The organism is Jiangella aurantiaca (genome assembly GCF_004349105.1).
GTDB lineage: Bacteria > Actinomycetota > Actinomycetes > Jiangellales > Jiangellaceae > Jiangella > Jiangella aurantiaca.
The window spans coordinates 28616-51240 of the sequence record NZ_SMLB01000045.1 but is presented as its reverse complement, the minus strand read 5'-3'; the positions used below and the strand labels follow the sequence as shown (position 1 = coordinate 51240).

Here is a 22625-nt window from a genome sequence, read left to right as displayed (position 1 = left end):
TCGCCTGGCCGCGCGCCCGCCCGCGTCACCGGCTCCGCACCCGACAGCGTGCCGAGCGCCGTCACCGACACCACGACCAGCGGCGAGCGCACGACGTCACCGCCCACCACCGAGGCGCCCACCAACGCGGCCTCCTCACCCAGGCCGGACGCCAGCGAGACCGCCCACGACGCCGGCAGGTCGGCCGGCACCCCCAGCCCCACCACCAGGGACGTCGGGCGGGCGCCCATGGCCTCGATGTCGGAGAGGTTCTGGGCGGCCGCCTTGTGGCCGACGTCGACGGGGTCGGACCAGTCGCGGCGGAAGTGCCGATTCTCGATCAGCAGGTCGGTCGTCACCACCACCCGGCCGTCGGGCGCCGCGACGACGGCGGAGTCGTCGCCGGGGCCGAGGAGGACGTCCGGACCCTGCGGCAGCCGCGCGGTCACGGCACCGATGAGGCCGAACTCTCCCAGGTCGCCAACGCTGTCGGGCATTCTCTGCGCTCCCTCTGCTCCCGCACCAATCCTCGACCAGGTAGGTTGACCGTTCGCACACTTCACGCACGCGTGGGAGGGCAAACCCGTGGTCGTCCAGGCTTACATCCTGATCCAGACCGAGGTGGGCAAGGCCGCCGAGGTCGCCCGGAAGATCTCCGAGATCGACGGCGTCACGCTCGCCGAAGACGTGACCGGGCCGTACGACGTCATCGTGCGCGCCGAGGCCGGGAACGTCGACGACTTGGGGAAGCTCGTGGTCGCCAAGGTGCAGACGGTCGACGGCATCACCCGCACCCTCACGTGCCCCGTCGTCCACATCTGACGCTGGGCGCCATCCTCCTCGCCACGGGACTGGCCGGCTGCGGGTACGGCGCCGTCGACGTCGAACCGCACGAGCCCGAGCCCGGCAGCGCCGACGTCTGCACCGCTCTGCAGGACGCCCTCCCCGACACCGTCGACGACGCGGTCCGGCGCGACGTCGACCCGTCCTCGGAGTACGTGGCCGCCTGGGGCCAGCCGCCCATCGTGCTGCGCTGCGGCGTCCCGATGCCCGCCTCGTACCGCCCGGACGCCCAGCTGTTCGACGTCGACGGCGTCGGCTGGCTGGCCGACGAGGGCGAGGGCGGCATCTTCTTCACCGCCGTCGATCGGGAGATCCTGGTCGAGGTCGCCGTCCCCGACGACTACGCGCCCGAGGCGAACGTGCTGGCCGACCTCGCGACGGCGATCCTCGACACCGTCCCGGAGCGGGCGCTGCGCTAACGTCGGGCGGTGCCCACCACGCAGCAGCCCACCACCCTGACGACTGAACGCCTGACCCTGCGCCCCATCGAACCGCGCGACGCCGACGCGTTCGCCGCCATGAACGCCGATCCGGCCGTCATGGAGCACTTCACCACCGGACCGCTGGACCGCGCGTCGTCCGACCGCATGCTCGCAAAGATGCGCGAGCAGCACCTGCGCGACGGGTACGGCCTGGCCGCGGTGGAGCGGACCGCCGACGGCGCGTTCCTCGGCTTCACCGGCATCCACCGCCACTGCTGGTACCCCGACGACGTCGAGATCGGCTGGCGGCTGGCGACGCACGCCTGGGGGCACGGCTACGCCACCGAGGCGGCCACGGCGTGGCTGGAGCACGCGTTCGGCGAACTGCGCCTGCGGCGGCTGATCTCCATCACGGTCCCCGCGAACACGCGGTCGGTCGCCGTCATGCGCAGGCTCGGCTTCTCCCTCTGGGAGGAGGCGACGCACGACGGCCTGGACGTGGTCGTGTACGCGCGCGACGCCGCCTGACGGCGGCTCGCCGAACGCCGACCGCGAGGTCCAGGTGGGCAGCGAGTCCCACAAGGGAAAGGGAATCAGCGCAACCCCGTCGGCCGCCGCAGCGCGGTGTCGACGAGGCGGTCGACCAGCGACGGGTAGTCGATGCCGGTCTTCGCCCACAGCTGCGGGAACATCGACGTCGGGGTGAAGCCCGGCATCGTGTTCAGCTCGTTGACCATCAGCGACCCGTCGTCGCGGAGGAAGAAGTCGACCCGCGCGAGGCTCTCGCACGACAGCGCCAGGAACGCCTCGATCGACATCCGGCGCACCCGCTCGGCGACGTCGGCCGGCAGGTCGGCGGGGATGTCGAGGGCGACGTCGTCGCCGGGGAGGTACTTGGCCTGGAAGTCGTACAGCTCGTGGTCGGCGCCGAGCCGGATCTCGCCGACGACGCTGGCCTCGGGCTCGCCGCCGCCCTGGCCCTCGAGCACGCCGCACTCGACCTCGCGCCCGACGACGGCCTCCTCGACCAGCACCTTCGGGTCGTGCTCGCGGGCGGCCAGGACGGCAGCCTCCAGCTCGGCCGCGTCGCGCGCCTTGCTGACGCCCATGCTCGACCCCGCACGGGCCGGCTTGACGAAGACCGGCCAGCCGAGCGTCCGCTCGACCTCGGCGACGACGCGGTCGCGCTGCGGCTCCCACGCCGACGGGCGGACCAGCACGTGCCGGGCGACCGGCAGCCCGGCGCCGGCCAGCAGCAGCTTCATGACGTGCTTGTCCATGCCGACGGCCGACGCCAGCACGCCGGAGCCGACGTAGCGGACGTCGGCCAGCTCGAGCAGCCCCTGGATGGTGCCGTCCTCGCCGTACGGGCCGTGCAGCAACGGGAACACGACGTCGACCGCGCCGAGCGCGCGCGGCACCTCGCCGGGCGACTGCACCGCCAGCTCGCCGCGGCCGGGCAGCACGACGGTGCCGCCCTCGTCGTCGACGTGGGGCAAGCGGCCCTCGGTGATCGCCAGCTGCCGGGGATCACCGCTGGTCAGCACCCAGCGGCCGGACGTGGTGATGCCGATGGGCAGCACCTCGTAGCGGCGCGGGTCGAGGGCGGCGAGCACTCCCCCGGCGGTGACGCACGAGATCTCGTGCTCCGAGCTTCGGCCGCCGAACACGACGGCGACTCTGATGCGGCGGTCCTGCGAGGCGTTCATCGCGCCGACCATACCCGTCCTCAATGCCCGTGACGCTCCGGCTTGGCCGATCGGGACAGCAGCGATCCCACCATCTCCGCCGGCGTGAGCTTCCCGCGAACCACCGAGGTGACGTGCTGGACGATCGGCATGTCGACGTCGTGCCGGCCGGCGAGGTCGAGGATCGACTCGCACGACTTCACGCCCTCGGCGACCTGCCGGGTGCCGGCGACGATCTCCGCGACGGTCATGCCGCGGCCCAGCTTCTCGCCGAACGAGCGGTTCCGCGACAGCGGCGACATGCACGTCGCGACCAGGTCGCCGAGCCCGGCCAGTCCGGAGAACGTGTACGCGTCGGCGCCCAGGGCCGCGCCCAGCCGGGCGGTCTCGGCCAGCCCGCGGGTGATGACGCTGGCGCGGGCGTTGTCGCCGAACCCGAGCCCGGCGGCGATGCCGACGGCCAGCGCGATGACGTTCTTCACCGCGCCGCCGAGCTCCGCGCCGACGAGGTCGTGGTTGGTGTACGGGCGGAAGTGCGGCGAGTGGCAGGCCCGCTGGATCTGCTGGGCGAGCTCCTCGGACTCGGCGGCGACGACACTCGCGGCCGGCTGCCGCTGGGCGATCTCGGCGGCGAGGTTGGGCCCGGAGACGGCGGCGATGCGCTTCGGACCGGCGTCGGTGACGTCGTCGATGACCTCGCTCATCCGCTTCGTCGTGCCGAGCTCGACCCCCTTCATCAGGCTGACGAGGGCCGACGACGGCGGCAGCACCGGTGCCCACTCGGCGAGGTTGGCGCGCAGCGACTGCGACGGCACGGCGAGAACGACGAGGTCGGCCCGGCGGGCGGCCTCGGCGGGGTCGTGGGTGGCTCGGATGACCGGCGGCAGCGCGACGCCGGGCAGGTAGTCGGGGTTGGTGTGGGTGTCGTTGATGGTCTCGCACAGCTCCGGCCGGCGGCCCCACATGGTGACGTCGGCACCGGCGTCGGCGAGCACGAGCGCGAACGCCGTCCCCCACGAGCCGGCGCCGAAGACGGCGGCGCGGGTCACGGCTGCTCCTCCGGCTGCTGCTCCTGTGGCCGCTGCTTCGGGTCGCCGACCGGCGGCAGCCCGACCGCCTTGGGGTCGAACCGATCGGCCGGTGCGACCTCGCCGCGGATGTCGGCCAGCTGCGCGGTGATGGCGGCCATGATGCGGTCGGTGGCGACACGCAGGACCGCGGCGTCGACCGGCTTGCCGCGCAGGTCGTCGAGTGGGACCGGAGGGCCGGCGACGACGTACACCGTCTTGCGCGGCAGCAGCCGGATCCGCTTGGAGTACGGCGCCAGCACGTGGTTGGCGCCCCACTGCGCGACCGGGATGACGTCGCAGCCGGTCTCGAGCGCCACCCGGGCGGCCCCCGTCTTGCCGACCATGGGCCACAGTCCTGGGTCGCGCGAGATGGTGCCCTCAGGGTAGATGGCCACCAGCTCACCGGCCCGGACGGCGGCGACGGCGGCCCGGTAGGCCTGCGAGGCGTCGCGCGATTCGCGGTAGACGGGGATCTGCCCGGCGGCCGTGATGAGCCGGCCGAAGACCGGGACGCGGAACACCCCGGACTTGGCGAGGTACCGGGTGGCGCGGCCGTTGTCCCAGAGGAAGTGCGCGAACGTCAGCGGGTCGAAGTGCGAGATGTGGTTGCCCGCGACGACCACACCGGTGCCGGCCGGCGGAATGTGCTCGCCGCCGCGCCAGTTCTGCCGGGTGAACGCCATGAGGAAAGGACGGAGCAGGAACGCGATGAACCTGAACGCGAACCCCACCCCCGCCCGCGCATCAGCACTCGGTCCCGCCACGTACCTCTCCCTCCGCCCGCGTGAACACCCGGAGACAGTGTCGCTCCCCCGGGCCGCGCACGTCGAACCGGCCACCGGCGCGCCGCGCGGGCCGATGCGCCAGACTGGATCCCGATGACGACACCGCAGCTCTGGACGGTCGTGATTCCCGTCAAGCGACCCGAGCACGCCAAGACCCGCCTGGCCGACGCCGTCGGCGAGCTGCGCCCGCGGTTCGCGCGCGCGTTCGCCGCCGACACCGTCCGGGCCGCTCTGGACTGCCCGCCGGTCACCCGGGTGATCGTGGTGACCGACGACGCCGCGGCGGCCGACGAGGCGCGGTCACTGGGCGCGGAGGTGGTCGCCGATGCACCAGACGCCGGGCTGAACGCGGCACTGCGGCACGGGGCGGAGGCGGCCCGGTCTGTTGCTGGGGACGCGGCGGTGGCGTCGCTCTCCGCCGACCTGCCGGCGCTGCGCCCCGCCGAGCTGGAGCGCGTGCTGGCCGCGGCCGCGCAGCACCCGCTGTCGTTCGTCGCCGACGCCGCCGGCATCGGCACGACCCTCTACGCCGCCGGTCCGGGCGTCCCTTTCGAGCCGGCCTTCGGCGGCCGGTCCCGGGCCGCGCACCGGCTGGCGGGCGCCGTCGAGTTGGAACTCGGCGGCATCCCGTCGGTCCGCCGCGACGTCGACACCGCCGTCGACCTCTGGGACGCCCGTCGCCTCGGCGTCGGGCCGCGCACGGCCGCCCTGCTGGCGGAGCTCGACGTCGCACTCTGACGCGGTCCTGCCCGGCATGAGCGAGCCGGGCGGCATGCTCGTGGCCGCCGCCCGGCTCGTGTCGCCTGGGTGACGCGGGCTCAGGCGCCCTGCGTCGACGGCGGCGTGGTGGTGCCCGGAGCCGACGTCGTGGCGGGCTGCACCGGCGTGGCGGCCGCCCGCTTGGCCGGCGTGGCCGTCGTCTTCTTCGCGGCCGTGGCTTTCGTGGCCGGTGCGGCGGTCTTCTTGGCCGCCGTGGTGGTCTTGCGCGCCGTCGTGGTCTTCTTGGCGGCGGTGGCTGTGGTCTTCTTCGCCGCCGTGGACGTGGTCGCCTTCTTCGCCGGCGCGGCCGTCGCCTTCTTGGCGGCAGTGGCCGTGGTCGACTTCTTCGCCGCCGGAGCGGCCGTCTTCTTGGCGGCAGCGGCCGTCGTCGCCTTCTTCGCGGCCGTCGACGTGGCCGTCTTCCTCGCCGCCGGAGCGGCCGTCTTCCTCGCCGCCGGAGCGGCCGTCTTCTTCGCCGGCGTGGTCTTCTTCGCGGCGGTCGCCGTCGTCTTCTTGGCCGCCGCCGTGGACGTCGTCGTCTTCCGGGCCGGGCCGGCCGCCTTCTTCGGCGCCGTCGGACGGGTCGCGGGCACCTTGCGCGCCGTCGAGCCCGTCGACGCCGCCGCCTTCTTGGCCGGCGCCGCCTCGTCCTTGGACTCGCCGCGGACCGCCTCGGCCACCTGCTTGGCCGCCGACGACACCGAGCGGCTCGCCGACTCCGCCACCGCCGCGGCCTGCGCAGGCACCAGTGACAGCGACTCCATGACCCGCGTGCGCGCCTTCTTCACGCCCGCGACGACGTCGTTCAGCTCGTCGGCCGGGCTGAACGTCGGCACCGCGCGCCTCTTCGACTTCTTCTTGCCCTTGTCCGCGCTCTTGTCGCGGTCGAAGACGCCGAGCCCTTTGACGGCGACCTTCTCGCCCGCGGCCAGCGAACGCTGGATGCCCTCGACGACGGAGTCGAGTGCGTGCTGCGCCACCTCGCGGTTGCCGTCGAAGCCGTCGGCAATGCGGTCGATCAGTTTCTTCTTCCCCACCGTTGCTCCTCAGCCGTCCCGCCCGGCGGGCGAGTCCCTCGGTCCACCATAGACGGCCGAGGGCAACGGATCAGGGATCTCAGACCAGCGTGCGCGGCTTGTGCGACGGACGGCCCGCCTCGAAGTCGTCGATGGCGTCGGTGTGCCGCAGCGTGAGACCGATGTCGTCGAGCCCCTCCATGAGCCGCCAGCGGGTGTAGTCGTCGACCTGCATGGGCGCGACGATCTCGCCGCACGTCACCACCCGCTGGTCGAGGTCGACCGTCACCTCGGTGCCGGGGGCGTTCTCGAGCGCCTTCCAGATCAGCTCGATGTCGTCCTGGCTGAGCTGGCCGGTGAGCAGGCCCTGCTTGCCGGAGTTGCCGCGGAAGATGTCGGCGAACCGCGACGACAGCACCGCCTTGAATCCATAGTCCTTGAGCGCCCAGACGGCGTGCTCGCGGGACGAGCCGGTGCCGAAGTCGGGGCCGGCGACGAGCACCGAGCCGGACGCGAACGCGGGGTTGTTCAGCACGAACGTCTCGTCGCCGCGCCACGCCGCGAACAGGCCGTCCTCGAACCCGGTGCGGGTGACCCGCTTGAGGTACACCGCCGGGATGATCTGGTCGGTGTCGACGTTGCTGCGCCGCAGCGGGACACCGACGCCGGTGTGCCTGATGAACTTCTCCATGACGTACGTCTCTCCTTGAAGCGGCGCTCAGCCGACGGGCTCGAGGTCGGCGGGCGACGACAGCGTGCCGCGCACGCTGGTGGCCGCGGCCACCAGCGGGCTGACCAGGTGGGTGCGGCCGCCCTTGCCCTGACGGCCCTCGAAGTTGCGGTTCGACGTGGATGCGCTCCGCTCGCCCGGCGCCAGCTGGTCGGGGTTCATGCCCAGGCACATCGAACAGCCGGCGTGCCGCCACTCGGCACCGAACTCGGTGAAGACCTTGTCCAGGCCCTCCTGCTCGGCCTGCAGCCGGACCTTGGCCGACCCGGGCACGACGAGGACGCGGACGGAGTCGGCCTTCTTCCGGCCCTTCACGACGGCGGCGGCCGCGCGCAGGTCCTCGATGCGGCCGTTGGTGCACGACCCGATGAAGACGGTGTCGACCGCGATGTCGCGCAGCGGCGTGCCGGCCTCGAGTGCCATGTACTCCAGCGCCCGGCGTGCGGCCGCCTTCTCGGACTCGTCGGCGAAGCTCTCCGGGTCGGGGACGGACGCGGACAGCGGCAGCCCCTGCCCCGGGTTGGTGCCCCATGTGACGAACGGCTCGAGCTCGTCGGCGTCGATGGTGACCTCGGCGTCGAACACGGCGTCGTCGTCGGTGTAGAGCGTGCGCCAGTACTCCAGCGCGGCGTCCCACTCCTTGCCCTTCGGCGCGTGCGGGCGGCCGTCGATGTAGGCGAACGTGGTCTCGTCGGGCGCGATCATGCCGGCGCGGGCGCCGGCCTCGATGGACATGTTGCAGATGGTCATCCGCGACTCCATGGACAACCCTGCCAGCGCGCTCCCTCTGTACTCCAGGACGTAGCCCTGACCACCACCGGTGCCGATCTTCGCGATGACCGCGAGGATGATGTCCTTCGCCGTCACGCCCGGCTTCAGCGTTCCCTCGACATTGATCGCCATCGTCTTGAACGGCCGGAGCGGCAGCGTCTGGGTGGCGAGCACGTGCTCGACCTCAGAGGTCCCGATGCCGAACGCCAGCGCACCGAAAGCCCCGTGCGTCGACGTGTGCGAGTCGCCGCAGACCACCGTCAGGCCCGGCTGCGTCAGGCCCAGCTGCGGGCCGACGACGTGCACGATGCCCTGCTCGACGTCGCCGAGCGAGTGGATCCGGACACCGAATTCCTGACAGTTCCGCCGCAGAGTCTCGATCTGCGTGCGGCTGGTGAGGTCGGCGATCGGCTTGTCGATGTCGAGGGTCGGGGTGTTGTGGTCCTCGGTGGCCAGCGTGAGGTCCGGACGGCGGACCGGGCGGCCAGCCAGTCGCAGGCCGTCGAAGGCTTGCGGACTGGTCACTTCGTGGACAAGATGAAGATCGATGTAGAGGAGGTCAGGCTCACCCTCGGCTCGACGCACCACATGCGCGTCCCACACCTTCTCCGCCAGGGTCTTGCCCATCACCTGCTCCGTTCGTCGTCACATGATCTCGGTGGATACACACCACTTGCGATCTCGCATGTTGAGATGGCAATATCGAGTCATGGACAACTCTAGCGGAGTCGGCGTTCTAGACAAGGCGGCACTCGTCCTGTCCGCTCTCGAGGCAGGCCCAGCCACCCTTGCCAACCTGGTGGCCTCCACCGGACTTGCCCGGCCCACGGCCCACCGGCTCGCCGTCGCGCTGGAGCACCACCGGCTCGTCTCCCGCGACCTCCACGGCAGGTTCGTGCTCGGCCCGCGGCTGGGCGAACTGGCCACCGCGGCCGGCGAGGACCGCCTGCTGGCCGCCGCCGGCCCCGTCCTGGCTCGCCTGCGCGAGGCCACCGGCGAGAGCACCCAGCTCTTCCGCCGCCAGGGCGACCAGCGCATCTGCGTCGCCGCCGCCGAGCGGCCCAGCGGCCTGCGCGACACCATCCCGGTCGGCGCGACGGTCACGATGCTGGCCGGTTCCGCCGCCCAGGTGCTGCTGGCCTGGGAGGAGCCCGAGCGGATGCATCGCGGCCTGCAGGGCGCCCGGTTCACCGCCACCATGCTGGCCGCGGTCCGCCGCCGCGGCTGGGCACAGAGCGTCGGAGAGCGCGAGCCCGGCGTCGCGTCGGTGTCCGCGCCCATCCGCTCGTCCAGTGGCCGTGTCGTCGCCGCCGTCTCGGTCTCCGGGCCGATCGAGCGGCTCACCCGGCAGCCCGGCCGGGTGCACGCGCCCGCCGTCCTGGCCGCGGCCGAGCACCTCACCGGCGTGCTGCGAAGCGCCGAGGACGGCTGACGGGCTTTCAGCGCCCCCGTCGCCGTTCGTAGTGACGACGCTGGCGCGACCTGTTCCCGCAGTCGGCCGGGTCGCACCAGCGCCGGCTGCGATTGCGCGTGGCGTCGAGGAACACCCACCGGCACTCGTCGCAGGCGGTCACCCGGTCCAGTCGCTCCGCCGATGTGAGCAGGCCGGCGGCGTCGAGCGCCAGCTCGTCGAGCAGCGTCGCCGCTCGGTCGCTCCAGCGGGCGGGCGGCTCACCGGCACTGAGGACGAGCCGGCGCCGGGTCCACGCGTCCGCCGCCAGCTCCCCCACCAGCGCCACGTCCGCGGCCGCCGGAGCGGCGCCGTCGGCGACCGCCAGGAAGACCCGCGCCAGCACCTCACGCACGTCGCGCAGCATGGCGACGTCGCCGATCGCGACGTCGAGGCCGGCCGCCCGCGCCCACTCCGAGGCGTTCGCCGCCGGATCGAGCCAGTCGTGCTCGCGCGGCGTGCCGCGGTAGCTGACCAGGTTGGCGAAGTCGAGCGCCGGCGAGCCGCCGATCAGCTTGTACGTCCCGCCGTACGTGCGCGGGTCGAGAGCCACGGCGCCGGCCACTCCGCACCTCCGATCAGCACCTAACGGTCTAACTTCAGTTGACACGTTAGCAGTTGAGCGGTTGAGTGGGCGCATGGCGGCGTGGCCGGACCGGGTCCGCCCGGAGCTCTACTTCGCCGGCTCGGCGGTCTTCCACTACCTCGGGCCGGCGTTCGCGGTGCTGTTGTTCGCCCGGATCGAGCCGCTCGGCGTCGCGTGGCTGCGCATCGTCACCGCGGCCCTGGTGTTCGCGCTGTGGCGGCGGCCGTGGCGCGCATGGGCCGCCGCCGGTCCGTCCGAACGGCGGGCCGTCGTGGCCTGGGCCACCGTCCTGGTACTGATGAACGCCACCTTCTACCTGGCCATCGACCGGCTGTCGCTCGGTACCGTCGCGGCCATCGAGTTCGCCGGTCCGGTCGCGCTCGCGGCGGTCGCCGTCCGCACCCTGCGCAACGGCGCCGCCCTGTTGCTCGCCGTGGCCGGCGTCGCGGCGCTGGCGGAGGTCAGCCTGGACGGCTCGCCCGCCGGCTTCGCCTTCGCGCTGGCCAACATGACGCTGTTCACCGCCTACATCGTCGTCGCGCACCGGGTGTCGCGGCACGAGCGGCTGGCCGGTATCGACGGGCTGGCCATGGCCATGCTGATCGCCGCGGTCCTGGCAGTGCCGATCGGCGTGGCCGACGCCGCCCCCGCCGCCCTCGACCCGATCGCGCTGGGCGCCGGGGTCGGCGTGGGCGTCACGTCCTCCGTGATCCCCTACGTCTTCGACCAGCTCGCCATGCGCCGGTTGTCGCGCGGCAGGTATGCGCTGATGGTGGCGCTGTTGCCGGCGACTGCGACGGTGATCGGCATCGTGGTGCTCGCGCAGATTCCGACGCCCGTCGAGGTCATCGGCGTCGGGCTGGTGGCCGCCGCCGTCGTCGTGCACCGCGAGCGCCCGGCCGGCCGAACCGCAGAGCGTCAGCCCTGACCGCAGCTGCGGCACCGGGGCCGGGTGCGCAGTGGTAGGCGAGCGTCGCCGCGCCGAGCAGCACGGACCACGGCGCGAGCACGGTCAGCGGGCTGCTGGCCCACTCGGCGGGTCGGTCCAGTCGGTCAGCCGCAGGATCACCGACCCCGCCGACGCCAGCGAGACCGCCACCGTCGTCGCGAACACCAGCGGGAACGCCCGCGGCACCGGCTTGCCCGCGAGACCGAGCACCCACCGCGGCCAGATGACGCGTTGGGCGGGAGCCTGCGGGCCGGTCCCGACGGCGGCGGCTGGCGGCTGGAGGCGCGGCTGCCCCTGAACGGGCCGCGGCCGGGGCTGTCGGGCGCAGGGGGTGAGTCGTGAGCACGCGAGTCCTCGTCGCCGACGACCAGGAGGCGATCCGGAGTGCGTTCAGGATGGTCATCGACGCTCAGCCGGACATGCACGTGGTCGCCGAGGCGGCCGACGGCGACCAGGCGCTGCGGCTGGCCCGCGAACTGCGGCCGGACGTCGTGCTGGCCGACATCCGGATGCCCGGCATCGACGGCCTCGAGCTGACCCGGCGGCTGGCCGGCCCGGCGAATCCGGACCCGCTGCGCGTGGTGGTCGTGACGACGTTCGACCTCGACACCTACGTGCACGCCGCCCTTGCCGGCGGCGCGTGCGGGTTCCTGCTCAAGCGGTCGGGGCCGACGCTGCTGGTCGAGGCGGTCCGTGCGGCCATGGCCGGCGACACGCTGATCAGCCCCCAGGTGACCGTGCGCCTGCTGCGGCACCTCCGCCGGCCCGCGCCGGCCACCGTCGCCGACGACATACTGACCGACCGGGAACGCGACGTCGCCCGGCTGGCGGCGCGCGGCCTGAGCAACGCCGAGATCGCCGCCGAGCTGTTCATCAGCGCCGGCACGGCGAAGAACCACCTGGCCAACATCCAGCAGAAACTCGGCGTGCGCAACCGCGTCGGAGTCGCCGGCTGGGCGTGGACCAGCGGCCTCGTCACCGCCGACGGCGAGGCCTGACGCCGCGACGCTCACCCGAGCCCGGCGGCTACTCGAACGGCTCCGGCGCGAGCAGCTCCGGCTCACGTCCGCCGCGCAGCACGAGCACCCGGCCGGCGAGGTCGTCGTCCTCAGCCAGCCCGACGACGGCGTCGGCGACGCGTTCCGGCGGCACGAACGGCGGCGCCTGCGCGCGTTCCTCGGGCGGCATCGCGGCGAGCTCGGCGTGCGCGCGATCGAGCCCGATCCAGCCCGGGACGACGCAGTTCACCCGCACGCCGTGCGTCTCGCGCAGCCCGGCGACCGCGGCGGTGAAGCGGATCAGCCCTGCCTTCGCGGCGCCGTACTCCGGCGACCCGTACGGCGACAGCTCCATCCCCGCGCCCGAGGCCACGTTGACCACCGCGCCGCCGCCGGCCGCCCGCAGCGGCGCCAGCACGGCCTGCGTGAGGAGCATCGGCGCACGCAGGTTGAGGTCGAGCACCCGGCCCCACTCCTCTCGCGCGGCGTTCGGGAACCGCCGGCCCGCATCGCCCCAGCCGCCGGCGTTGTTCACCAGGACGCCGAGCGGTCCCAGGCGCTCCGCCGCCTCGACCAGCACGCCGGCGTCGTCGTCGCACACGTCGACGACGGCCGGCGACGCCCGCCCGCCGTTCTGCTCCACCGCCGCCACCGCCTCAGCGCAGCGCTCGCCGTCGACGTCGGCCACCAGCACGATCGCGCCGCGACCGGCCAGCGCCGACACGACGACCCTGCCGGCGCCGGCCGCGCCGCCGGTGACGACGGCCACCCGGTCACGAAGATCCATGACAGATCATCCTCTACGTGTCGGGCCTTGCACGAGCCAGTCCGCTCTCTATGCGCTTGCACAGGACGCTAACCGCGCCCACCGACAGACTCCGGCGCCCGGCCGAGCGCCGCCCAGCTCGCCTCGTCGGCCCACACCGATCGCGGGTCGACGTACGGGCACAGCAGCCCGGCCAGCTCGGGGTCGTGCGCGCCGGCCAGCTCGTCCTCGGCGATGCGCCGCGCCACGCCGGCCAGGAAGTCGGCCACCTGCACGCGCGGCTCGGCCATCGAGTCGGCGAACCGCACCCCGGCCAGCCTCCCGTCCAGCGTGCCGAGCGCCGCGATCCGCTCCGGCGTGAGGATCCGCTGCTCGTCGTGGAGCACCCGGACCGGCCACCCGCCGTCGCTCCAGTGCTCGACGACCCGGGCGAGCGCCGGGACGAGCGGGTCCAGCGACGCGACGGTGCCCGGCGCGCGGTCGAGCTCGTCCCGCAGCCGCACGGCCCGCTCGCGGCCGGCGCGCAACTCGTCGACGACGGCGACGGCGGCAGCTCCCGCCCCCGGCCCGGCCGTGCTCAGCCCCTCCACCGCCTGCGCGAACATCGCCCCCGGATCGTCCGGCGCGGGCCGGCGCCCGGCCGCCCGCAGCAGGTCGTTGGACGCCGTCAGGAACGCGCCCCAGCGGTCCGCCCCGAACGCGGCCGGCCCGGCCCGGTACAGCGCGGCCGCCGCCGTCGCCGTCCCGCCCGCCACCTCCGCCACCACGCGCGTGACCAGCAGGAACGGCTTGTCGACGAGGTAGACGTGCGCCCGCGCGGCGACCGGCCCCGCCGGGCCGAGGAACCACGCCAGCACCGCCCGGTGCTTGCGTCGCAGCAGGTGGTTCGCCTTGTACTCGACGGCGGGCGAGCGGATGCGGGCACGCAGCTCGGCCACGCACGCCGCGGCCGCGGCGGCGTCGATGCGCACGCTGCCGTACCCGAAGACGTCGGTGTTGCCGCCGGCGAGCCGCTCGCCCTCGGAGCCGGACTCGTCGCAGGCGATCTCCACCGCCGCCGTGGAACCGTCCATGCGCACCGATCCTCCGCCGTCCGGCCGCCGGGCACAACGCCGTTTCGCGTCCGCCGACGTCAGCGCCGTCCGAGCACGGCCGCGGCGGCGATCGGCACCAGCAGCAGGGTCAGGACGCCGGACAGCACCAGCCCGCCCGTCACCCCGGCCAGCTCGACCAGCGGCCCGCCGGCCAGCAGGCCGAGCGGCGCGGCCACCGTCGCACCGGTCGTCCAGAGCGTGACGACCGGCTGGTGCTCGGCCGGTTCCAGCCCGGACTGCACGAAGCTGTACGCCACCGGCGTGAACGGCGCCCACACGAGGCCGCCCAGGCCGAACACGATCATCGCGACGGTGAGGTCGCCGGTGACGGCGAGCGTGATCGGGCACAGCGCCCACAGCCCGACGATCGCGATCAGGACGTGTCGCTGCGGCAGGTTGCGCAGCTGGTTCACCAGGGCCGCGCCGACGAATGCGCCGGCGCCGAGCGCACCCCACAGCAGGCCGAGCGCGGACGCGCCGGCGTCCAGCGACCCTCGGACGTACAGCGGCAGCGCCACCTCGATCGGCATGTAGAAGAAGTTGAAGAAGAACACGACGACCAGCAGCCGGGCCGCGACCGGCCGGCGTCGCAGGATCCGCCAGCCCGACTCCCCCATGGGCGGACGGCGAACGGCGTCGCCGTCCGCACGCATCCGGGGCACGAAGACGAGCACGGCGGCCAGCAGGACCAGCGCACCGGCGGCGTCGGCGAGCAGCGCCACTCCTGCGCCGGCGGACGCGACCACGATGCCGCCCAGCACCGGTCCGACGACGTACAGCGCGACGGACGTGTTCAGTCCGAGCAGCCCGTTGACGGCGAACCGGCCGTCGTCGCCGGCCATGGACGTCGCCAGCAGGCGGCGGCCGCTGGATCCGGCCAGCCGGAACAGCGACCCGACCAGCAGGCCGCCGATCAGCACCGGCAGCGTGAGCCGGTCAGTGACCGCCAGCACGCCGAGCGTCGTGAACGTCGCCGCCCGCAGCACACAGTCGGCGATCAGCAGCGTCCGCGGGAAGACCCCGGCCCGGCCCAGCCCGATGACCGACGCCAGGACCGTCGACAGGACGAACGGCGCCGCCGCGACCAGCCCGATGGCGACGGCACGCGGCACGTCCCCGTGGATCGCGAGCGTCTGCACGGGCATCGCGACCAGGAGCATGCCCGTGCCGGCACCGGCCAGCAGGTCGCCGGCCAGCAGACCGGCCACGCCCCGGTGCCGCAGCACCTCGCGGTAGGACCGGTTGGTCCCGGGCGCCGCCGCGGTGGCCATCGGCGGGCTCAGCGCACTTCGTTGATGCGGATCACGTTGCCCGAGGGATCGCGGAAGGCGCAGTCGCGGACGCCGTACGGCTGGTCCATCGGCTCCTGGAGCACCTCGGCGCCGCTGGCCTGCAGCCGGTCGAAGACTCCGTCGAGGTCGGGCGTGGCCAGGGTGAGCGCGCCGTAGGTGCCCTTCGCGATCAGCTCGAGGATGGTGCGGCGCTCGTCCTCGGTGATGCCGGGGTCGGCGGCCGGCGGGTGCAGGACGATGGACGTCCCCGGCTGGTTCGGCGGCCCGACGGTGAGCCAGCGCATGCCCTCGTAGTCGACGTCCATGCGCAGCTCGAAGCCCAGGGTGTCGCGGTAGAAGGCAAGCGCGGCGTCGGGGTCGGTCTGCGGGAGGAACGTGTTGTGGATGGTGATGTCCATGGACGTCACGCTAGTTGGGCCTCGCCGGCGGGCGCTTCTCGTTTCCTGATCGGTCGGGTGACCTGCTTCGTGATGCACGACGGCATCTCCGGCGCCGGCTGAACGGTCCGCGCCCGGTAGGTGCTCGGCGGGACGCCGACCAGCTCGGTGAAGCGGGTGCTGAACGTGCCCAGCGACTGGCAGCCGACCGCGAAGCACACCTCGGTGACGCTGAGGTCGCCGCGGCGCAGCAGCATCATCGCCCGCTCGATGCGCCGCGTCATCAGGTACGCGTACGGCGACTCGCCGTAGGCGCGCTTGAACTCGCGGCTGAGGTGCCCGGCGGACATGTTCGCGCCCCGCGCCAGAGCCTCGACGTCCAGCGGCTGGGCGTACTCGCGGTCGATGCGGTCGCGGACGCGCCGCAACCGGGCGAGATCGCGCAGGCGCTGGGCCTCGTCGGGACTGCTGGTCATCCTCAGAATCCTGCCACGGTGCTCGGCAGCCGGCCAGCGCCGGCCGGCCGGGGCTGGCCGGTTGTTCTCCTGGTGAGGCCGTCGATGCGACCTTGTCGGTGGGTGCGAATAGAGTGGGTCGCATGTTCGAAGAAGCGCTACTGACTGCTCCGTCGCCGGGTGACGACCCGGTGGCGGGGCGGCCGGTGGCGTGGCATCCAGGGCTGGGCGACTGGGTGGCGGTGGAACCGTGTGATCTGGTCGATCCGCGGCTGGAGGCGATGCTGGACCGGCTGGCGCGCGAGTACGCGGCGGGGGTGTTGCCGGTCGATGTCGACGAGTTGCCGGCCGGGCCGGAGCTGGCCGTGGCGCTGGCGGCGTTCGACCCGACCGTCGCCGGTGGGCCTGACCTGGTGCAGGCCGCCGCGGGGCTGGAACGGCTCGAGGCCTGGGTGGCGGGCAGGAAGGCCGCCGTGCACGCGGCGCTGGCGTCGCGTCCGGAGATGCGCCCGGACCACAGCGGGTATCGGTCGGTGAACCCGGTCACGAACACCGCGGTGGAGATCGCCGCACGGTGTCAGATGACGACCCGGCAGGCGGAGAACCAGGTCGGTCACGCGGTGCAGTTGGTGGAGGACTTCCCCGCCACCCACGCCGCGTTGTCGGCTGGGGTGATCGATCTGCGCCGGGCCCGGGTGATCACCGACGAGCTGGGTGGGCAAGACGCGGGCGTGCGGGTGCGGGTGGAGGCGGGGGTGCTGCCGAAGGCGCCGTTTCTGGACTCGGTGGCGCTGCGGAAGCTGATCAAGCAGTTGCTGCACGAGCTCGCGCCGGTCGAGACGGCGCAGCGGCACGAGGCCGCCCGGGACCGCCGGTTCGTGGCGGTCACGCCCGCCTCGGATGGGATGGCGCACGTAGAGGCGCTGCTGCCCGCCGAGGACGCCACCGCCTTCGACACCGCGCTGAACGCCGCCGCCGCGGACGCGAAACGGTCGGACGCGGCCGCCGGGCTGCCGGCGCGGTCGAAGGACCAGCGCCGCGCGGACGCGCTCGCCGACCTGGGGTGGGCCTTCCTCACCGCCCGCGCCGACGCCGCCACCGACGGCGGACCCGCGCGGCGGCCGATCAGCGTGCACGTCACCGTCCTGTTCGCCACCCTGGCCGGCCTCGACGACGGACCGGGCGAGCTGGACGGCTACGGGCCGATCCCTGCCAACGTCGCCCGCGTCCTCGCGGCCGAGGGCGTGTGGAGCTGGCTGCGCACCGACCCCGGCAGCAGACAGCTGCTCGATCTGGGCCGCACGAAGTACCGGCCCACCAAGGCGCTCGCGGAGTTCATCACCGCCCGGGACCGGACCTGTCGGATGCCCGGCTGTCACCGTCCCGCCCGAGCCGCCGACATCGATCACATCGTCCCGTTCGCAGCCGGCGGGTCGACGTCGCCGGGCAACCTGCACGCCCTCTGCCAGACCCACCACCTACTCAAACACCACAGCAAGTGGACCGTCACCCGAGCACCCGACGGCACCACGCGCTGGACCGGCCCCACCGGCCACCGGCACCAGAGACCACCCGAACAGATCGGCCCGAGCAGCAGCGATCCGCCGCCGTGCTGAGCGCCGGGTGGGCTAGTCGCGTGGGAGGGTCCGGTAGGCGACCTGAGGCTTCGCGTACACGTGCGCGAGGTGGGTCTGGACCGTGCCGCGGCCCATGAAGAGCCGCTCGCCGATCTCGGGGTTCGACGGACGCGGTCAGCCAGGCCGGCCGCCAGCATCATCCGGGCCCTGCTCGACGCCGGCGAGGTCGACCGGCTGACCCTCAACCTGTGCCTCGAGCTCGTGCCTCTGCTGCCAGCAGATTCAGTTGGAGCGGCTGTCCCGCACTCTCGATGATCGGTCTCAAGGACACCTGAACACCGCAGAGAGCAGGGAGAACACCGTGACGAACGCGGGACCCATCACCGGGACGCTGGACGACCAGCTGGCCACCCGGCTCCTCCACCAACGGATCATCGTCCTGGGCACCGAGGTCGACGACCAGATCGCCAACCGGCTCTGCGCCCAACTGCTGCTGTTGTCCGCCGAGGACCCGCGCAGCGACATCAGCCTCTACATCAACTCCCCCGGCGGCTCGGTCAGCGCCGGCCTGGCGATCTACGACACGATGCGGCTGATCCCGAACGACGTCAGCACGCTGGCGATGGGGCTGGCGGCCAGCATGGGGCAGTTCCTGCTCACCGCCGGCACGCCCGGCAAGCGGTTCAGCCTGCCGCACGCGCAGGTGCTCATGCACCAGGGCTCGGCCGGGTTCGGCGGGACCGCGGCGGACATCGAGATCTACTCGCAGCAGCTGGCCCGCACGTCGGAGCTGATGACGAAGCTGACGGCGGAGCACACCGGCCAGTCGCCGGAGCGGATCGAGGCCGACAGCCAGCGCGACCGCTGGTACACGGCCGAGGAGGCGCTGGCCTACGGCTTCATCGACCACATCGTCGAGCACATGAACGACGTCCGGCCGAAGTCTGGCCGCCCGGTCGTGGGGGTGGGCGCGTGAGCCAGTACACGATCCCGACGGTCATCGAGAAGACGCCGTCGGGCGAGCGCGCCTTCGACATCTACTCGCGCCTGCTGAACGAGCGGATCGTCTTCATCGGCACCCCGATCGACGACGGCGTCGCGAACGTCGTCATGGCCCAGCTGCTGCACCTGGAGTCGGTCAGCGCGGACCTGGAGATCGGGCTGTACATCAACTCCCCCGGCGGGACGTACAGCGCGCTCACCGCGATCTACGACACCATGCAGTACGTGACGCCGCCGGTGTCGACGACGTGCATGGGCCAGGCGTCGGAGACCGCGGCGGTGCTGCTGGCCGCGGGCGCGCCCGGCCGGCGGTTCGTGCTGCCGCATGCGAAGGTCATGCTGCACCAGCCGTCCAGCCAGGCCCGCGGCACACTGCCCGACCTCGCCGTCCAGGCCAAGGAGGTGGCGAAGGTGCGGGCCGAGATGGACCAGATCCTGAACCGGCACACCGGTCATTCCGTGGAGAAGATCCGCGCCGACACCGACCGCAACAAGACCTTCTCCGCCCAGGAGGCGGTCGACTACGGCCTGGCCGACCAGATCATCGCCAGCCGGAAGGCCATCCCCGCCGGCGCGGTCTACGGCTGACGGCTGACGGCCGACGGCGACGTCCTCACGCCGCGAGCAGGAGGACGTCGCCGTTGCGGCCGGACGACGGACCGCGGCGCGGTGCCCGGGTCGCCTGCAGCGGGCGCACGGGGTCGCGCCGGCGCAGGGCACGGACGGCGTCGAGCCGGATGACCGTGGCCCGGTGCTCGTCGAGGTCGTGCCGCACAGCGCCGAGCAGGTCGGACAACTCCAGGCCGAGCGCCTCGCAGACCGCCGCGAGCACCTCGGACGAGGCCTCCTTGCGGCCGCGCTCGACCTCGGACAGGTAGGGCATCGAGACCTTGGCGTCGGATGCGACGTCGGCGAGCGTGCGGCCCTGCTCCCGCCGCGTGCGCCGCAACACCTCGCCGAGCACCGTCCGCAACAGCGGGATCGATCGTGCTTCGCGGTCCTCCGGGCCGATCATGTGCTCACGCTAGCCGCGCCGGCCCGGGCCTGGGGAGACTGGTTCGCCGCCGGCGAAACGGCCGCGCGTCATGCCGCCGCGCACGCGAGCGCACGGTGGGCGAAGTGCTCGACGGTGTCGAACGTCTCCGACAGCTCCGGCAGGCCGCCGTCGGCCAGCGCCGCCGCCTCCGTGCCCGACCCCGGCCTCGGCGGCGTCGATCACGGCGGTCGACTGGGCCAGCATCCGCACGTCGTATCCGGTCAGCCGCGCTCGCCAACCCGATCCGGGTGCGCATCGTCGCGACCCTCGCGGGCGGGCGCGACTACGTCAGCCACCTGGCCCGCGAGATCGGCGTCAGCCGGCCGCTGCTGCACATGCACCTGCAGAAGCTCGAGGCGGCCGGGCTGATCGCCGGCCGGCTGGAGCTCTCGGACGACGGCAAGGCCATGAAGTACTACGAGGTCACCGACTTCGACCTGCACCTGACCGCGGCGGCGCTGGCCGCCGCGGCGCAGACCCTCACCCCACCGGACCCGCCGGGTCCCGCACGCAAGGAGTCCTGATGGACGACATCACCTGGCCGCAGGCGATGATCTTCCTGGGCGTCGTCGCCCTGGTGATCTTCCTCGTCGGCGCCGCGATGGCGACGTTCCTCGAGATGCGCAAGACGCGGCTGGTCGCCGAGCAGGAGACCCAGCTGCGCCAGCTCGTGGGCCGGTACGAGCAACTCGCCGAGAACACCCTCGACGCCCAGCAGCGCACGGCTGCCGACGTGGCCGAGCTGCGCTCGCGGACCACGTCGATCGAGCAGCTCCTACGCACCGTGGAGTGACGGCATGAAGGCCATGGCCAGTCGCGCCTACGGCGACCCGAGTCAGCTGCGGCGCATCGAGCTCGACCGTCCCACGCCCGGACCCGGCGACGTCCTCGTCCGCGTGCACGCCGCCGGCGTCGACCAGGGCGTCTGGCACCTCGTCACCGGGCTGCCCTACCCGATCCGGCCGGTGTCCGGGCTGCGCCGGCCGAAGAACCCGGTGCCGGGGCTGGACGTCGCCGGCGTCGTCGAGGCCGTCGGTGCGGACGTCACGGCGTCCCGGCCGGGCGACGAGGTGTTCGGCACCGCCGCCGGGTCGTTCGCCGAGTACGTCGTCACCCCGGCGGCCAAGCTGGCCCGCAAGCCGGCCCGGCTGAGCTTCGCCGCGGCCGCCGCCGTGCCCACTTCGGCGTTCGCCGCCCTGCAGGGCCTGCGCGACAAGGCCCGGGTGAAGGATGGCGACCGTGTGCTGGTCATCGGCGCGGGTGGCGGGGTCGGCTCGTACGGCGTGCAGCTCGCGCGAGCGTTCGGCGCCGAGGTCACCGGCGTCTGCAGTACGGCGAAAGTCGGCCTCGTCCGCTCGCTCGGCGCCACGGACGTCGTCGACCACATCCGGGAGGACTTCGCCGCCGGCGGCCGGCGCTATGACGTCGTCCTCGACTGCGGCGGACACGCGTCGCTGGCGCGGCTGCGCCGGGTACTGGAGCCGCGCGGCACGCTGGTGATCATCGGTTCGGAGTACGGCGGTCGCTGGCTGGCGGCACAGACCGGCAGTTGCGGGCGATGCTGCTGTCGCCGTTCGTGCCCCAGCGCCTGGGCACGCTGATCTCCACCGACCGCCCGGACGATCTCGAGCTGCTGCGCACCATGATCGACGACGGCCGCGCCACCCCCGCACTCGACCGCACGTTCCCGCTCGTGCAGGCCGCCGAGGCGATCCGGTACCTGCGCGAGGGTCACGTCCGCGGCAAGATCGCCCTCACGCTCTGATCCCGGCACCGCATCGGCCACCGTTCGCGGGGTATTGGCGGAGCATGCGGATACCGAAGGCACGGGGCGAGCTCAGCGAGGCGTTGGCGGCCGCCCTGCACGAGGGGACGCCGACCGCCGCGCTGACCGCCGTCCCGGCCACCGACGACGCCGACCGGCACCTGAGCCTGTGGACGTTGTACGAGCTGTCCTACCGCGGCTTCGACGACGTCGACGACGAGCTGGAATGGCAGCCGGAACTGCTGGCGCTGCGCCGGACGCTAGAGCGGAGGTTCGAGGCGGAGTTGCGCGAGTGGTTCTCACCACCGGAGCTCGGCGGGCCGTTCGCAGACGCGCTCTTCGAGCTGATCGGGAACGACGACGGCGCGTCCGTCGCCACGTTCGTGCAGCGTGAGGCCACCCTCGACCAGACGCTGGAACTGCTGCGCTACCGCACCATCTACCACCTCAAGGAGGCCGACCCGACGGCGTGGGTGGTGCCGCGGCTCACCACCGGCCCCAAGGCGGCGCTGATGGAGCTGCAGTACGACGAGTACGGCTGCGGCGACCCGAACCGGCTGCACTCGCACCTGTTCGTCCGCGGGCTCGACGCCGCCGGGTTGCGTTCGGACTACGGTGCCTACGTCGACGACGTCCCCGTCGAGGTGCTCATGCAGAACAACGCGATGACGCTGTTCGGGCTGCACCGGCGGCTGCGCGGCGCGGCGCTCGGTCACCTGGCGGCGTTCGAGGCGACCAGCTCGCTGCCGTCGCGGCGGATGGCGCAGGGGCTGGGGCGGCTCGGGCTGCCGGCGGAGATGATCGCGTACTACCAGGAGCACATCGAGGCCGACGCCGTCCACGAGCAGCTCGCCGTCCGGACCATCTGCGGCGCGCTGGTCCACGAGGAGCCGGCCCAGGCGGCTGAGGTCGCGTTCGGCGCGCTGACCTGCCTCGGGCTGGAGGACCGGTTCGCCCGGCGGATGCTCGCGGACTGGGGGGCGGCGGCGTGACCGATCAGATCGACCACGTGCCCGACTTCGACCATCCCGACGTCGTCCTCTGTCCCGGCGGACCGCTGCTGCTGCGCGGCGAGCACGTCGTCCAGGACGCAGAGGGCCGCCAGCACCGCACCACCCGCCCGGTCAGCGCCGTCTGCCGGTGCGGCAAGTCCACCGACCAGCCCTGGTGCGACGGGACGCACAAGGTGCTGCCCGACAAGCTGAAGCCGTGACG

The 22625-nt window shown here is 73.2% G+C and carries 29 protein-coding genes and 1 pseudogene; 15 read left to right on the top strand and 15 right to left on the bottom strand.

Going from position 1 to position 22625, the window contains the following annotated elements; translation table 11 throughout:
- Positions 1–476: AIR synthase related protein (locus tag E1262_RS23810; RefSeq protein ID WP_238993029.1), on the bottom strand; the 476-nt coding region annotated here is incomplete at its 3' end.
- 88 nt (positions 477–564) lie between these two features.
- On the opposite strand from E1262_RS23810, the gene E1262_RS23805 reads away from it, so the two are divergent.
- The 3 genes from E1262_RS23805 to E1262_RS23795 are packed head-to-tail and all read left to right on the top strand — an operon-like array spanning position 565 to position 1772.
- Positions 565–801 (top strand): Lrp/AsnC family transcriptional regulator, encoded by a 237-nt coding sequence (locus E1262_RS23805; RefSeq protein WP_111255174.1) that lies wholly within the window; start codon positions 565–567, stop codon positions 799–801.
- Positions 780–1241: a DUF3515 domain-containing protein gene (locus E1262_RS23800; RefSeq protein WP_132106291.1), complete on the top strand. Its 462-nt coding sequence runs from the start codon at positions 780–782 to the stop codon at positions 1239–1241. Before E1262_RS23805 ends, E1262_RS23800 begins: the two co-directional genes overlap by 22 nt.
- A 9-nt stretch (positions 1242–1250) precedes the next feature.
- The gene (locus E1262_RS23795; RefSeq protein WP_203454305.1) at positions 1251–1772 is read left to right on the top strand and encodes a GNAT family N-acetyltransferase; all 522 of its coding nucleotides are present in this window, start codon (positions 1251–1253) and stop codon (positions 1770–1772) included.
- A gap of 65 nt (positions 1773–1837) precedes the next feature.
- On the opposite strand, the gene E1262_RS23790 is transcribed toward E1262_RS23795, so the two are convergent.
- The 3 genes from E1262_RS23790 to E1262_RS23780 are packed head-to-tail and all read right to left on the bottom strand — an operon-like array spanning position 1838 to position 4766.
- Positions 1838–2953, bottom strand: a complete 1116-nt coding sequence (locus E1262_RS23790; protein WP_132106289.1) for a D-alanine--D-alanine ligase family protein — start codon at positions 2951–2953, stop codon at positions 1838–1840.
- A 20-nt stretch (positions 2954–2973) separates the two neighbouring features.
- Positions 2974–3981, bottom strand: coding sequence for an NAD(P)H-dependent glycerol-3-phosphate dehydrogenase (locus E1262_RS23785; protein ID WP_132106286.1), 1008 nt, complete (start codon positions 3979–3981; stop codon positions 2974–2976).
- Positions 3978–4766 (bottom strand): lysophospholipid acyltransferase family protein, encoded by a 789-nt coding sequence (locus E1262_RS23780; protein ID WP_203454303.1) that lies wholly within the window; start codon positions 4764–4766, stop codon positions 3978–3980. The genes E1262_RS23785 and E1262_RS23780 overlap by 4 nt, the downstream gene beginning before the upstream one ends.
- Positions 4767–4880: 114 nt before the next feature.
- Between E1262_RS23780 and cofC the strand changes: the two genes are divergently transcribed.
- Positions 4881–5525 carry a 2-phospho-L-lactate guanylyltransferase gene (cofC, locus tag E1262_RS23775; protein ID WP_132106284.1) on the top strand — a complete coding sequence of 215 codons (645 nt, stop codon included), beginning with the start codon at positions 4881–4883 and terminating at the stop codon, positions 5523–5525.
- An 80-nt stretch (positions 5526–5605) separates the two neighbouring features.
- Here cofC and E1262_RS23770 read toward each other — a convergent pair whose 3' ends face one another.
- From E1262_RS23770 to leuC, 3 genes are all read right to left on the bottom strand, one after another.
- Entirely contained in the window at positions 5606–6583 is a 978-nt protein-coding gene (locus tag E1262_RS23770) for an HU family DNA-binding protein (RefSeq protein WP_132106282.1), read from the bottom strand.
- A gap of 79 nt (positions 6584–6662) precedes the next feature.
- Positions 6663–7253, bottom strand: coding sequence for a 3-isopropylmalate dehydratase small subunit (gene leuD, locus E1262_RS23765; protein WP_119662238.1), 591 nt, complete (start codon positions 7251–7253; stop codon positions 6663–6665).
- Between the two features lie 27 nt (positions 7254–7280).
- Entirely contained in the window at positions 7281–8690 is a 1410-nt protein-coding gene (gene leuC, locus E1262_RS23760) for a 3-isopropylmalate dehydratase large subunit (RefSeq protein WP_132106280.1), read from the bottom strand.
- An 82-nt stretch (positions 8691–8772) separates the two neighbouring features.
- Here leuC and E1262_RS23755 point away from each other — a divergent pair, with 82 nt between their 5' ends.
- Positions 8773–9495, top strand: coding sequence for an IclR family transcriptional regulator (locus tag E1262_RS23755; protein ID WP_046771421.1), 723 nt, complete (start codon positions 8773–8775; stop codon positions 9493–9495).
- A gap of 7 nt (positions 9496–9502) precedes the next feature.
- Here E1262_RS23755 and E1262_RS23750 read toward each other — a convergent pair whose 3' ends face one another.
- Positions 9503–10078 (bottom strand): CGNR zinc finger domain-containing protein, encoded by a 576-nt coding sequence (locus tag E1262_RS23750; protein ID WP_162606047.1) that lies wholly within the window; start codon positions 10076–10078, stop codon positions 9503–9505.
- Between the two features lie 73 nt (positions 10079–10151).
- Between E1262_RS23750 and E1262_RS23745 the strand changes: the two genes are divergently transcribed.
- Positions 10152–11027, top strand: coding sequence for an EamA family transporter (locus E1262_RS23745; RefSeq protein WP_132106276.1), 876 nt, complete (start codon positions 10152–10154; stop codon positions 11025–11027).
- Positions 11028–11111: 84 nt separating this feature from the next.
- Here E1262_RS23745 and E1262_RS30505 read toward each other — a convergent pair whose 3' ends face one another.
- A complete protein-coding gene (locus E1262_RS30505) occupies positions 11112–11258 on the bottom strand; it encodes a hypothetical protein (protein ID WP_162606046.1) in 147 nt (48 codons plus the stop codon).
- Positions 11259–11386: 128 nt separating this feature from the next.
- Between E1262_RS30505 and E1262_RS23740 the strand changes: the two genes are divergently transcribed.
- Positions 11387–12046, top strand: coding sequence for a response regulator (locus E1262_RS23740; protein WP_132106275.1), 660 nt, complete (start codon positions 11387–11389; stop codon positions 12044–12046).
- A 28-nt stretch (positions 12047–12074) separates the two neighbouring features.
- On the opposite strand, the gene E1262_RS23735 is transcribed toward E1262_RS23740, so the two are convergent.
- From E1262_RS23735 to E1262_RS23715, 5 genes are all read right to left on the bottom strand, one after another.
- A complete protein-coding gene (locus E1262_RS23735; RefSeq protein ID WP_132106272.1) occupies positions 12075–12833 on the bottom strand; it encodes an SDR family NAD(P)-dependent oxidoreductase in 759 nt (252 codons plus the stop codon).
- Between the two features lie 68 nt (positions 12834–12901).
- A complete protein-coding gene (locus tag E1262_RS23730) occupies positions 12902–13885 on the bottom strand; it encodes a DUF3800 domain-containing protein (RefSeq protein WP_132106270.1) in 984 nt (327 codons plus the stop codon).
- A 59-nt stretch (positions 13886–13944) separates the two neighbouring features.
- A complete protein-coding gene (locus E1262_RS23725; protein WP_203454301.1) occupies positions 13945–15177 on the bottom strand; it encodes an MFS transporter in 1233 nt (410 codons plus the stop codon).
- Positions 15178–15185: 8 nt separating this feature from the next.
- Complete coding sequence (locus E1262_RS23720; protein ID WP_132106268.1) at positions 15186–15596, bottom strand: VOC family protein; 411 nt, start codon at positions 15594–15596, stop codon at positions 15186–15188.
- Between the two features lie 5 nt (positions 15597–15601).
- Positions 15602–16051, bottom strand: a complete 450-nt coding sequence (locus E1262_RS23715) for a helix-turn-helix transcriptional regulator (RefSeq protein ID WP_132106266.1) — start codon at positions 16049–16051, stop codon at positions 15602–15604.
- A gap of 122 nt (positions 16052–16173) precedes the next feature.
- Here E1262_RS23715 and E1262_RS23710 point away from each other — a divergent pair, with 122 nt between their 5' ends.
- From E1262_RS23710 to E1262_RS23700, 3 genes are all read left to right on the top strand, one after another.
- Entirely contained in the window at positions 16174–17646 is a 1473-nt protein-coding gene (locus E1262_RS23710; RefSeq protein WP_132106264.1) for an HNH endonuclease signature motif containing protein, read from the top strand.
- A gap of 322 nt (positions 17647–17968) precedes the next feature.
- Positions 17969–18583, top strand: coding sequence for a ClpP family protease (locus tag E1262_RS23705; RefSeq protein WP_132106262.1), 615 nt, complete (start codon positions 17969–17971; stop codon positions 18581–18583).
- Positions 18580–19197, top strand: a complete 618-nt coding sequence (locus E1262_RS23700) for a ClpP family protease (protein WP_132106261.1) — start codon at positions 18580–18582, stop codon at positions 19195–19197. Before E1262_RS23705 ends, E1262_RS23700 begins: the two co-directional genes overlap by 4 nt.
- Before the next feature lie 25 nt (positions 19198–19222).
- Here E1262_RS23700 and E1262_RS31825 read toward each other — a convergent pair whose 3' ends face one another.
- Positions 19223–19624, bottom strand: a complete 402-nt coding sequence (locus E1262_RS31825; RefSeq protein ID WP_203454299.1) for a helix-turn-helix domain-containing protein — start codon at positions 19622–19624, stop codon at positions 19223–19225.
- Positions 19625–19860: 236 nt separating this feature from the next.
- Here E1262_RS31825 and E1262_RS32205 point away from each other — a divergent pair, with 236 nt between their 5' ends.
- From E1262_RS32205 to E1262_RS23670, 5 genes and pseudogenes are all read left to right on the top strand, one after another.
- Positions 19861–20169, top strand: coding sequence for an ArsR/SmtB family transcription factor (locus tag E1262_RS32205; RefSeq protein ID WP_132106300.1), 309 nt, complete (start codon positions 19861–19863; stop codon positions 20167–20169).
- Positions 20169–20438 carry a hypothetical protein gene (locus E1262_RS23685; protein WP_132106259.1) on the top strand — a complete coding sequence of 90 codons (270 nt, stop codon included), beginning with the start codon at positions 20169–20171 and terminating at the stop codon, positions 20436–20438. Before E1262_RS32205 ends, E1262_RS23685 begins: the two co-directional genes overlap by 1 nt.
- Positions 20439–20442: 4 nt before the next feature.
- Positions 20443–21410: pseudogene (locus E1262_RS23680) on the top strand (NAD(P)-dependent alcohol dehydrogenase).
- Positions 21411–21454: 44 nt separating this feature from the next.
- Positions 21455–22402, top strand: coding sequence for an iron-containing redox enzyme family protein (locus E1262_RS23675; RefSeq protein ID WP_132106257.1), 948 nt, complete (start codon positions 21455–21457; stop codon positions 22400–22402).
- Entirely contained in the window at positions 22399–22623 is a 225-nt protein-coding gene (locus E1262_RS23670) for a CDGSH iron-sulfur domain-containing protein (RefSeq protein ID WP_203454283.1), read from the top strand. Before E1262_RS23675 ends, E1262_RS23670 begins: the two co-directional genes overlap by 4 nt.
- The last annotated feature ends 2 nt before the right edge of the window (positions 22624–22625 follow it).